Source organism: Haloferula sp. BvORR071, from assembly GCF_000739615.1.
Taxonomy (GTDB): Bacteria; Verrucomicrobiota; Verrucomicrobiia; order Verrucomicrobiales; family Akkermansiaceae; genus Haloferula.
In genome coordinates this window covers 13,565-24,950 of sequence record NZ_BATP01000039.1, presented here as the reverse complement: position 1 = coordinate 24,950, position 11,386 = coordinate 13,565, and the positions used below count along the sequence as shown (strand labels likewise).

9 protein-coding genes are annotated in these 11,386 nt (G+C 63.5%); 3 read left to right on the top strand and 6 right to left on the bottom strand.

Features of this window, described 5'->3' with window-relative positions; all coding sequences use genetic code 11:
- Window positions 1–141 precede the first annotated feature (141 nt).
- The 3 genes from mutS to BV071_RS20745 all read right to left on the bottom strand — a co-directional run bounded on the left by mutS (window position 142) and on the right by BV071_RS20745 (window position 4,060).
- A complete protein-coding gene (gene mutS, locus BV071_RS20755) occupies window positions 142–2,619 on the bottom strand; it encodes a DNA mismatch repair protein MutS (RefSeq protein WP_265594700.1) in 2,478 nt (825 codons plus the stop codon).
- Between the two features lie 103 nt (window positions 2,620–2,722).
- Complete coding sequence (locus tag BV071_RS20750; protein ID WP_035611434.1) at window positions 2,723–2,950, bottom strand: S1 RNA-binding domain-containing protein; 228 nt, start codon at window positions 2,948–2,950, stop codon at window positions 2,723–2,725.
- Window positions 2,951–3,070: 120 nt separating this feature from the next.
- On the bottom strand, window positions 3,071–4,060 hold the full coding sequence (locus tag BV071_RS20745; RefSeq protein WP_035611433.1) for a hypothetical protein: 990 nt from the start codon (window positions 4,058–4,060) through the stop codon (window positions 3,071–3,073).
- 144 nt (window positions 4,061–4,204) lie between these two features.
- On the opposite strand from BV071_RS20745, the gene BV071_RS20740 reads away from it, so the two are divergent.
- Window positions 4,205–4,627 carry a cytochrome b562 gene (locus BV071_RS20740; RefSeq protein ID WP_035611431.1) on the top strand — a complete coding sequence of 141 codons (423 nt, stop codon included), beginning with the start codon at window positions 4,205–4,207 and terminating at the stop codon, window positions 4,625–4,627.
- A 232-nt stretch (window positions 4,628–4,859) separates the two neighbouring features.
- Here the strand turns inward: BV071_RS20740 and BV071_RS33385 are convergent, their stop codons facing one another.
- Window positions 4,860–5,519: a L,D-transpeptidase gene (locus BV071_RS33385; protein WP_052573682.1), complete on the bottom strand. Its 660-nt coding sequence runs from the start codon at window positions 5,517–5,519 to the stop codon at window positions 4,860–4,862.
- Between the two features lie 152 nt (window positions 5,520–5,671).
- Between BV071_RS33385 and BV071_RS20730 the strand changes: the two genes are divergently transcribed.
- Window positions 5,672–7,615: a sialate O-acetylesterase gene (locus BV071_RS20730; protein ID WP_035611429.1), complete on the top strand. Its 1,944-nt coding sequence runs from the start codon at window positions 5,672–5,674 to the stop codon at window positions 7,613–7,615.
- Window positions 7,616–7,690: 75 nt separating this feature from the next.
- Here BV071_RS20730 and BV071_RS20725 read toward each other — a convergent pair whose 3' ends face one another.
- Window positions 7,691–8,329, bottom strand: coding sequence for a TetR/AcrR family transcriptional regulator (locus BV071_RS20725; RefSeq protein WP_035611428.1), 639 nt, complete (start codon window positions 8,327–8,329; stop codon window positions 7,691–7,693).
- Between the two features lie 89 nt (window positions 8,330–8,418).
- Here BV071_RS20725 and BV071_RS20720 point away from each other — a divergent pair, with 89 nt between their 5' ends.
- Window positions 8,419–9,906, top strand: coding sequence for an FAD-dependent oxidoreductase (locus BV071_RS20720; RefSeq protein WP_052573681.1), 1,488 nt, complete (start codon window positions 8,419–8,421; stop codon window positions 9,904–9,906).
- Here the strand turns inward: BV071_RS20720 and BV071_RS20715 are convergent, their stop codons facing one another.
- The gene (locus BV071_RS20715; RefSeq protein WP_035611426.1) at window positions 9,907–11,253 is read right to left on the bottom strand and encodes a tetratricopeptide repeat protein; all 1,347 of its coding nucleotides are present in this window, start codon (window positions 11,251–11,253) and stop codon (window positions 9,907–9,909) included.
- Window positions 11,254–11,386: the final 133 nt, after the last annotated feature.

Sequence of the window (11,386 nt, the reverse complement as noted above, 5' to 3'; positions counted from 1 at the left end):
GTGCGCTGTGGACTAGCCCGGGGAGGAGCGCGCGGAACGGGAGAAGCGCTAACAGTTCACGAGCCGGATGAAAAGCGCAGGCTGCGCATGGTGGCCTGAGATTGCTTCTTCGCTCTTGGGCAATCGCAATTCAGCGCTAAGCTACATTTCGCCGAACAAGTCCATCTGCGGCGGATTCGGCTCGGGCATCGCGGGCTGGCGGGTGTTTTTCGCCTTCGGGCCCTGCTTCTTCGCATCCGGCTTGGTCGAGTGCAGCTCAAGGTGCGACAGGATCGCCTTTGCCCGCTCGATGATCGGCTTGGGCAGGCCGGCGAGACGGGCTACCTGGATCCCGTAACTCTTGTCCGCCGCACCCGGCAGGATCTTGCGCAGGAAGATGATCTCGTCGTTCCACTCCCGGACCGCCACGTTGAAGTTCGCGACCGCCGGGCGGGTGTTCGCGAGGTCGGTGAGTTCGTGGTAGTGGGTGGCGAAGAGGGTGCGGCAACCGATGATATCGTGCAGGTGCTCGGCCACGGCCCAGGCGATGGAGAGACCGTCGAAGGTCGCGGTGCCGCGGCCGATCTCATCGAGGATCACCAGCGACTTGTCGGTGGCGTGGTTCAGGATGAGAGCGGTCTCGTTCATCTCCACCATGAAGGTGGATTGACCGCGCGAGAGGTCATCGGAAGCACCGACGCGGCAGAAGATGCGGTCGACCATGCCCACCGCGGCACTCTCGGCCGGCACGAAGGCCCCGACCTGCGCCATCAGTGTGATCAAGGCGACTTGGCGGATGTAGGTGGACTTACCAGCCATGTTCGGCCCGGTGAGAATCTGCAGGAGACTATCGGCCGGATCGAAAGTGCTGTCGTTCGGCACGAACTTCTCTTCCACCAGGGTCTGCTCCAGCACGGGGTGGCGGCCGTCCACGATCGAGAGCGAACGAGAATCGTCCAGCAGCGGGCGCACATGCCCGTGCGTCTGCGCCGTCTCCGCCAGACCACAGAGCACGTCGATCTCAGCGATGGCTGCTGCCGTGCGCTGCAAAGGCTCGAGGTGCGCGCAGACTTCCGCGCGGAGTTGCAGGAAGAGTTCCATCTCCAGTTGCTTGGAGCGCTCCTCCGCGCCCAGCACCTTGTTCTCCATCTCTTTCAGCGCCGGGGTGATGTAGCGCTCGCAGTTCGCCATCGTCTGCTTGCGCGTGTAGTCGTCCGGCACTTTGGCCAGCTTCGAGGAAGTGATCTCGATGAAGTAACCGAAGACGTTGTTGAACTTCACCTTCAGCGACTCGATGCCGGTACGCTTGCGCTCGTCTTCCTGGAGCTTGGCGATCCACGACTTGCCATCGCGTGAGAGTGAACGCAGCTCGTCGAGTTCGGTCGAGTGGCCGTCGCGGATCATCCCACCGTCGCGGAGGATCGCGGGTGGTTCATCGACGAGCGAGTTCTTCAGGTGAATGACGAGTTCAGGAAAGGTCTGCGGCTGCGGCAGCGAGGAAGGCGGCGCGGACAGCGAGGCCAAGTCATCCAGCAATTCCGGGATTTGGCCCAGCGAGAAGGCAAGCGATTGCAGGTCACGCGCATTCCCCGCGCTCTGCGACAGGCGGCCGACCGTGCGTTCGATATCACGGATGCCCTGCAGCGACTCGCGGCACTTCGAGAGAATGAAGGGCTCTGCCAGCAGCGCGGCGATGAAGTCGTGGCGCTTGTCCAGAGTCTCGCGATCACGCAGCGGATGGAGGATCCAGTCGCGCAGCAGGCGCGCGCCCATCGGGGTCTTGGTGCGGTCGAGCGCGCCGAGAAGGGTATGCTTCTTGCCAGAGCGCGAGTCGATCAGGTCGAGGTTGCGCTGCGAGGCGGCATCGATCAGCACGTGCCGGGCATTCTCACGCACCCGCAGCGAGCGCAGGTGATCGCAGGGCCGGCGAAGCTGGTGAACCAGATAGTGCAGGATCGCACCGGCCGCAGCCACCGCGGCGTGGGCATCCCCGCAGCCATAGCCATCCAGCGAGTGAACCCCGAAGTGCTCACACAGCATCTGCCGTGCGGGATCCGGCAGGAAGGCGTAGCCATCGTAGGGCTGGGATGCGCCAAGCGCGCCGAAGAGCGCGATCTGCTCATCGGAAATGAGGAGCTCCGAAGGCGTCAGGCGTGCCAGTTCATCATCGAGCAAGCCTTGGTCGGCAAACTCGGCGACCGTGAACTCACCGGTGGAATGATCGACGCAGGCAAGCCCCCTCACCTTTCCGAGATGGAACACCGCGGCGAGGTAGTTCGGCCGCTGGTCATCCAGCAGATGGGTCTCCACGATCGAGCCGGCGGAGATGATCCGTGCAATCTCACGCTCCACGATTTTCCCCGGCTTCGGCTCGCTGGTTTGCTCGGCGATCGCAACCCGCTTGCCGGCCTTCACCAGGCGCGCGATGTAGTTGTCCGCGGCGTGGTAGGGCACCCCGCACATCGGGATCAGGTTGCGCTTGGTCAGGGCGACATTGAGGATCGGCGCGGCGGTCTTCGCGTCCTCAAAAAACATCTCGTAGAAGTCGCCCAGCCGGTAGAGCAGCAGCACGTCGTCAGGCAGCGAGCGGCGCATCGATTGATACTGCGCCATCATCGGGGTGAGCGTCGGTGCGGACATCTGCCCGGGAGTTTGGGGAGCCCCGCGCCCGGAGGCAAGGGGAAGACCTGCCTCCTTTGCGCTGAAAGCGGCAACCCGCGCCCGGTCTTTCCGAATCCAATCCCTACTCCGCGTGGATGTAGCCACGAAATCGCTGATCGCTCTCAACAAAGTGACCGACCCGAACCCTCGCCTGCTGGCCAACTTTAAAGAGATCCTCCACCAAAATATCACCACCCGGAGAAGCGTCCGGCCCCAGCACCAGGATTGAGATACCTTCGTGGTCGAAGTAGGCGCCGTACGATTCGAGGCGCATGACCTCTGCCGTTACCACGTCGCCCTCCTGAATCACGGGCTGAAGTGTCCGTCCCGCAGCCAAAGAAGCAAGTCAGTCCTACTCCATGAAGACCCCGGCTTGCCCTCCGGCTCCCGCTTGATGCCGAGTGGCAGTGGAGCAACGACTGAGAAGCACTCAACGGGAGAACAACATCGGCCCCTGCTCCAGGCTCTGGCGGTATTTCGCCAGTTGTGAGGCATCTAGCACGCCGGCGAGGCTGTTCACCTTGTTATCCACGCTCGCCTTACGCTGCTCCTCCATCTGCTTCATGGTGGCCTCGTGATCGATATTCCCGCCCTCGGGACCACCATCGGCCTTGATGGCCATGACATCCACATTCGAGGTCACCGTCGCGCCACCGATCGCCGCGCCGCCGCCGAGATCCGAGAATTCAATCACCGGCGCTACTCCGGCCATGAGACCGCCGATGGCAAGCGAGCCTGCACCGCCGCCCTCCACATCAGTCCGCGCCTGCTTCTCCAATATATCGTAAACCGCCTGACGCTGGTCATCGCGGAGTTCGACCGCTTGGGTCAGCGAGGCCATCTCGCGCAGGGTCCGCGCCTCGATCTTCTGGTTGCGCTCGGTCTCCTTCATTTCCTCATACTTCTCCGACTGATCCGCGCTGAGCAGGTTCTTCATCACATCCTCCAGCGAGCCCGGGGAATCCGTGGACTTACTCTCGATTTTGATGCCCTTCCCGTCGCCAGCCTTCGTGATGGTGGTCGCCGGGTTGGTCTTCTCGAAGTATTCGCGCAGCTTCGCCTGCTGCCCTGCATCCAGGCCCAGCTTCTCGGTCAGCGCGGCGATCCGCGCCTCGGAGCGCTTCGTGTGCTGCTCCTTAATACCTTCCATCATCTTCGCCAGGTGCTCGTCGGCGATCGCGGAAGAAATGTCCTTCGGCTTGTCCTTCGGGCCGCGGATCTGTGACTTCTGGTTCTCGCCCGACCCGGATGAATCGCCGGCAATCGCGGACCCTCCCGGCGCAGCCGTCCGATCCTCGGCCTTGGCTTCCTTGGCAACCTCAACAGCTGGTTTAGCGGCACCGCCGTCTCCCCTTAGCATCCAACCAGTGGCGATTCCGACGGTGAGTGCGGCCAGTGTGCAGGGGACGATTGCTTTCATCGTGGAGAGAGCGCCACCCGATGGCAGGATTTATCATCAAGTGGCGATTTCCCGGTGAATCATAGGCCTCGTGGACCTTGGACGAACTGGCGCGGGCTCACTCCCTTGACAGTTCGGCACGCTCCACGCTGTATGCGCGTGCGTATGAAGAAACTGATTTTCCCCGCAATCCTCCTCGTTGCCACGGTCTTCGGGCCGGTGCGTGCCGGTGCCGAAGAAAAGGACACCCCGCTCGCCAAGGAGATGGAGAAGCTGAACGACGTCTACAAGAGCTTCAAGAAGGAGACCGACTCCGCAAAGGGCGCTGCCAGCGCACGCGAAGCCCAGGGATTCGTCCTCAAGGGGATCACAATGACCCCCGAGATGCTCGAGAAGATGCCGGCCGGGGAAGAAAAGGAGAAGGCGCTGGCCAAATACAAAGCCCAGATGGGCAAGCTCTACGTCTCGCTCTGCGAAGTGGAATCCGCCTATCTTGCGAAGGACATGCCCGCCGTCGCCAAGCTGGTCGACACCCTCAAAGGCCAGAAGAAGGAAGGCCACGAAGCCTTCATGGAAGAGGAGAAGTAAGCCCCGCCCCTCACGGATTTCCCGAAAATTCCCCGCCCCGGTCGCAGCAGCGCCCGGGGCTTTTTCTTACTCCGGAATCTGCACGATCACTTCATCGCTGCAGAAGCCTGGGCCATCCTTGCCTGCTGGCCGATAAACGGCGACCACCCAAAGCTTCGCGGGGATTTCATCGCTGCCCTTCAAGACACGCGAGTTCCGCGAAGCTCTGGAAATTTTTCCGGAGCGCCAGCTATCAGTCCTCCTTCACGGAGACCGGCGTGCCGACCTTCACCTTGTCGTAAACGATCGGGATCACGGCTCGGGGACCGCGGACGCAGGCATGCGAGGCCGGGCGGCGCGACTTCGGGAGCGGCCCGATGTGGTGGCCCACACCATCCCAGGTCAGGCGCATCCAGTAGGGCATCGGCGAGCCGACGAACTTGCCGCCTTCCGGCACTGCGGCTGGCGTTTCGCCATCCACTTGGTTGCCTTCGGCGTCGAAGGCCTTGCCATAGTTGTTGGAGGCCTTGTCGATCTGCTTCTCAAGGATCTTGTAGTCGCCCGGAGGTGTCGGCCGCGAAGGCACGCCGCTGGAAACCGGGTAGTCGATCACGACCTCATCGCCCTTCATGAAGAAACCGCGCTGCTTCGACAGCGAGATCTCGATGTGCGAGTTCTCCGCATTGGTCTCGGCAAGGAGCTTGTCGTTCTTCCAGACCTGCATGGTCTTGGGGTAGTCCGGCTCGGCTTTGAAATGATCGTAGGTTCCCGGCGGGAAGGGATTGGTCGCCTTGCCTTTCGCATCCACGGGCTTGCCGTCCGGACCCATGGTCACAGACTTGTTGGCGCAGTTGGCGAGAAGCAGGGCGAGCGAGGCCGCAATAATGCTCAGAAGGGACGACGGCTGGTTCATGTGGCTGGCGGGGCGCGGGTGTATATACACCGGATTTCAGCTTTGCAATCCCTTAAGGTCTAACGAGCATCAAGAAGCGGGGAACTCTGATGTCCCACTTTGCCCGGCGCTTGGTGAAGGAATTTCCCCGCGGGCGCGTTTAGCTCGTGCTCATGAGACCTCTGTACCCGACCGCCGCCGCTGTTTTTGCCATCTCGATCGCCTCCGCCGCGGAGCCCTTCCTATCCCCGGTTTTCACCGACAACATGGTGCTCCAGCGCGACCAGCAGGACGCGGTCTGGGGCTGGACCCAGGCGGGCTCGACCGTGAAAGTGAGCATCGCCGGGAAAACTGCGGAGGCGAAGGCCGGGGCCGACGGCAAGTGGCTTGCCACCCTCCCCGCGCTTCCAGCCGGCGGCCCCTACACCCTGAGCGTGGAAGGCCCGGAAAGCGTGACGCTGAAGGATGTCTTGGTAGGTGACGTCTGGATCTGCTCCGGCCAGTCGAACATGGAATGGGTGCTCTCCAATTCGAACAACGCCCAGACAGAAATCGCCGAGGCCAATTTCCCCCAGATCCGCCATCTCCTCATTCCTCACGTCACCTCCGCCGACCCAAAGGCTAGCTTCTCCAGTGACGGTTGGCAGGTTTGCTCTCCAAAAACCGCCGGGAGTTTCACCGCCGTGGGCTACTTCTTCGGCCGTGAGCTTCACAAGGAACTGGGCGTGCCAATCGGCCTGCTCCACACGTCTTGGGGCGGCACCATTGCCGAAGCATGGACCAGCAAGGAGGCCCTGACCCCGCTCCAGGACTTCAACCAGGCGATGGAAGACCTTGAACGGCAGTCCAAATCCTCCTCCGGCGAGGCTGCCCTCCAAGAGGAATGGTACGCGAAGAATGACCCAGATGCCAAGAAGTGGTCCGCTGCGGAGTTTGCCGACAGCTCTTGGCCGGAAATGACCCAACCAGCCGCGTGGAGCGGCTCGAATGTGGCCGAACTGGCCAATTTCGACGGTGTGGCGTGGTTCCGCCGCAGCGTCGACATTCCTGCCGCCGCCGCGGGTAAGGAGGCTGTCCTCAACCTCGGCCCGATCGATGATGAGGACACCGCGTGGGTGAACGGCCGCCAAGTCGGCGCGACCGACGGCTTCATGAAGGGTCGCTCCTACAAGATTCCCGCCGGTGTGCTGAAGGCCGGGGCCAACTCGATTGCCGTGCGGGTGCTCGACATCAATGGCAACGGCGGTTTCACCGGCTCTCCTGATTCGATGAAGCTGACCATGGACGGCCAGTCCCCGGTCTCCCTCGCCGGAGCTTGGCATTACAAGACCAGCGCCGATCTCCAGAAGGTTCCCGCCTTTCCGAAGCGCATGGGCCAGAACCCGAACATCCCGACGGTCCTCTACAATTCGATGATCTCCCCGCTGCTGCCCTTTGGCATCAAGGGTGCGATCTGGTATCAGGGTGAGAGCAACGCTTCCCGCGCAGCCCAGTACCGCACGCTCCTGCCGGCGATGATCGGCGACTGGCGCAAGCGCTTCGGCCAGGGTGACTTCCCCTTCTACATCGTCCAACTGGCGAACTTCACCAAGATCCTGCCCGAGCCCGGTGAGTCCGAGTGGGCTGAACTCCGCGAGGCCCAGTCTCTGACCGCCAAGAAGGTGCCGCACAGCGGGATCGCCACGATCATCGACATCGGCGAGGCCAACGACATCCACCCGCGCAACAAGCAGGACGTGGGCAAGCGTCTGGCTTTGCAGGCCTTGGCCAAGACCTACGGCAAGCAGGTCGTGGCCGCCGGTCCGGAATTCAAGGAAGCCAAGGTCGAAGGCAGCGCGATGCGCCTGAGCTTCGACAGCATCGGAGGCGGTCTGGTCGCGAAGAGCGGCGAGCTGGCGAGCTTCGCCATCGCCGGTGAGGACAAAAAGTTCGTCTGGGCGGACGCCAAGATCGATGGGAACACGGTGGTTGTGTCCTCCCCGCAGGTCAGCGCCCCGGTGGCAGTGCGCTACGCCTGGGCCTCCAACCCGGTGGCGACCCTCTTCAACAAGGAGGGCCTGCCCGCCGAGCCCTTCCGGACCGACAACTGGCCCGGGATCACCGAGGGGAAGAAATAAGCCAAGCCACGCACTAGCTCCCGCCTCGCTTTCGAGTCCGCACAGGAAACTGTGCGGACTCATTTTTTGTGGCGCTCACACGTAGGGAGAGCCCGCCATGGTGGCGTTCAGGCCGAGGCTGCCCTTGTCGATGATCGCGAGGAAGACCGCTTGTGCCGCCTCCGGATCTTGCCCCTGCCGGAAGGTCCGGTGTGCTTGGATGAAGGCCACGCTCCAAGTCGCCAGAAGCAAACTCGCGGCCAGTTGGGCCTCAGGATCGTCGCCGGGCCGTCCGGCACCAGCGGATAGCGCGAGCGCTACGACTTGCGCAAACTCATCGCGGATCGCCCGGGCGCGGGCCTTGAGGGTTTCGCTGGCTTCGACCGCCTCTACAAAGGCTCGGCTCCGTGAAGAGAACTCGATCGCCGGACTTCGCTCCGCCACCAGGCGATGGGCGAGCAGGCGGTAGGCTTCGAGAGGAGCGACGCCGGGATCGCGCTGCTGCAAGGCTTCGCGCAGGATCTCACGACCCTCTTCGTCGCGGTCGAAGAACATGTCCTCCTTGCGGACGAAGTGGTTGAAGACCGTCATCCGCCCGACGTCGGCGGCGGCGGCGATCTCGTCCACCGTCACCTGGTCGAAGCCGCGCTCGATGAAGAGGCGGGTGGCGGCGTCGGAGATGGCCTGCCGGGTGGCTTGGCGCTTGCGGGAGCGGCGGTCGGAGGATGCTGGCATGCTCAGATTTCTGGACTCAGTATATATTTCTGTTGACCCGGTGCTGCAAGCCGCCAAAAATATACTCAGTCCAATTTTGGATAGAGTATATGAAAATGCAATTTGATGTGGTCGTGGTGGGTGCGGGGCCGGTCGGGCTTCTGACTGCCATCGAACTGGCACTCGGAGGCGCAAAGGTCCTCGTGCTGGAGCGGCTGGCCGCCCCAAACACGGCCATGAAGGCGAAGTCGATCGGCCCCCTCGCCGCCGAAGCCTTGCTGCGTCGCGGAATGGCCGTGGCCATCGCTGCCGAGGAAGAGCGGAGCTTTGCGGTGATCCAGCAGTTCATTGAGCGGAACGTAGCCGACAGCCGCGGGCGCGGGTCGAAGCTTAGCGGCCATTTCGCCGGGCTGCCGATCCGGAAGGATGGACAGCGTGAGCCGGAACGGCGCACCCGGGCCGTGGACCAGCAGGGCCTCGAAGCCATGCTGGCGGAGCGAGCCCGGGCTCTCGGGGTCGAGCTGCGCCGTGGCTGTGAGGTCCGCGGGTTCAGGCAAGATGGGGATGGCATTGAGGTGGAGCTGTCTCCGGGCAGCAGCATCCGCTGCGGGTGGCTGGTGGGCTGCGATGGCGGTCGCAGCTTCATCCGTAAGAGCGCCGGTTTCGATTTTCCCGGGACCCCGCCGACCACGACCTTCTATCAGGTGATCGCCGACATCGATCATCCGGAGCTGCTCTTGCCCAATGGCTGGAATCGCACGGCGGGCGGGGTGTTCTCCTACGGCCCGATCCCCGGGCGGTTGGTCCTGATCGACTTCAGTGGCCCGCCTGAGGATCGCGAGGCCCCGGTCACACGAGAGGAGGTTGAATCCGTGCTGCGCCGCGTCAGTGCCAAGGAGGTCCGGGTGAAGGCGCTGAGCAGCGGCAGCCGCTGGGGGGACAACACGCGGCTGGTCGACACCTATCGCAAGGGCCGGGTGCTTCTCGCCGGGGATGCAGCGCATGTCCATTCGCCCTTCGGCGGGCAAGGCCTGAGCTTGGGGCTGGTGGACGCTTCCAACCTCGGCTGGAAGCTCGCCGCGGTGGTTCGTGGCGAGATGCCTGAAAGCTTCCTCGATACCTATACAGCCGAGCGGCGGCCGGTGGCGGAGGCCGTGCTGGCCAATACCCTGGCCCAGATCGCGATCCTCAGGCCCGATCCACAAACGGGTGCGCTGCGGGAGCTGTTCGCGAAGCTCATGCAATTCAATGAGGTCAACGGGTTCATCGGCGAGATGACGAGTGGCCTCGCCATCCGCTACGATCTGGGATCGGAGCTGGATGAGGTGGGACGACTGATGGGCAACCGAGCGATCACTCCCGAGAGCTCACTCTACGATCTGATGCAGGACGGCATGGGAGTCCTTCTCGACGCCACGCCTAACAGACTGGCTTCCCGGCTTGCTACCGACACCACGCAGAGGATCCGTTGCATCGACGTCGACAAGGGCCCCTCGATGCTGATCCGTCCGGATGCCTGCCTTGCGTGGGTCGGAGAGAAGGGTGCGAGCGATGGACTGGAGGAAGCGCTGTGCCGCTGGTTCAGTCCTGCACCGTGATTACTGCGGCGAATCCAAGGCATCCGCCCGCTGCCGCAGCGATCTTGCCGCATCCGCGTTCTTCTTGCCCTGCTCCCAGATCCCAGCGAGGCGGCGCATGGCGGCGGCTTGCTCCTTCTTCTGGTCCGCCTTGTAGCTGCGGATGGCTGCGCGCAGGCGTTCTTCGGCGGCGGGCACTTGGCCGCCTTCCAGAAGCGATTCCGCGAACTCGCTGAGAAAGACCGGATCCTTGGCGGCGCCGCCGGTGCCCGCGAGGGTCTCCGCTTCGCGGAAGAGGCGGGAGGCGCTTGAGTGGGTCTCCGGATCGCGGCGAGTGGCCACAGCGAGCTTCACCGCGAGATCGGGATCGGATTGATTGAAGAAGACCGCTTTCTCCAGCAGCAGACGGGCCTCGCGCGGCTGGTCGGCGGCCAGGAATTCATCGGCGAGGGTGAGGAACTCGGAGGGACTGCCACCGCGGATTTTGAGCGTCTCCGCGGCATGGGGAAGGGCCTCCGGGATTCTGCCCTGGTTCCGGTAGAGCTTGGCGAGGGATTGATGGGCGAGGGCCTGCCGCGGATCGATGGCAAGGACCTCCTTCAAGGTCTTCTCGCCATCGGCCTGGCGCTCGGCGGCGAGTTGGAGGATGCCGAGGCGGGTGTGGAGTTCCAGCGAGGAAGGATCGGCCGCGACATGCTTGGCGAGCATCTCCATCGCCTCCGGCAAGCGGCCGGTATTGCGGAAGTGCTCGCTGGCGGTGCGGGCCAGCACCGGGTTGTCCGGCGAGGCTTGGACCGCCTGCTTCAAGAGCTCATCCATCCGGGCGCGACCGGCGGCATTGTCCTTCGGAAAGAGGGTCCGCGCCATGTCCACCGCGGCGAGAGTCGCGGCATCGCCGAGCCCGGGCTGGGCCAGTTCCTCGAAGATCGCGCGCGATTTCTCGCGCTGCTCCATGGACTCGTAGATGCGGAAGAGGCGCTTCTCGATGGCGAGGCTGCGGGGGAAGCGCAGGGCGGCCTTTTCCAAGGTCTCGGCAGCGATCTTTCCGGCGAAGTCGTCATTCGGGGAGACATCGCGCAAGAAGTCGGCGTAGGCGATCTGGGCGTCGAGGCGTTCCGGCGCGGCCTTCGCGAAGTCGCGGTAGAAGGTGGATGCCGCTGCGACGTCCCCAGCGGCCTGGCGCATTTGCGCGACGCGGGTCATGAGGGGAAAGGCGGTAGGATCCGCCGCCTGGGCTTTCTCAATCGCGGCATTGGCGGCCAGACGGTCGCCGCGTTGGCCAGCGAGGATGCCCAGCGCGAAGTCGAGCTTCGGGTCCGCCTTGGCGAGTGCCGGAACGGCGAGAATGAGAAGCACGGCGGGTTTCATGCGCTGTGCGAACCCAAGCCGAATACTGGGTGGAGGTCAAACGCGGGGGCATCCCACGAGCAAGTCTACCAGATCCAATGAGGCAAGTGGCTTGGGTTCAAAGGCAGAGGAACCACGGATTAACACGGATGGA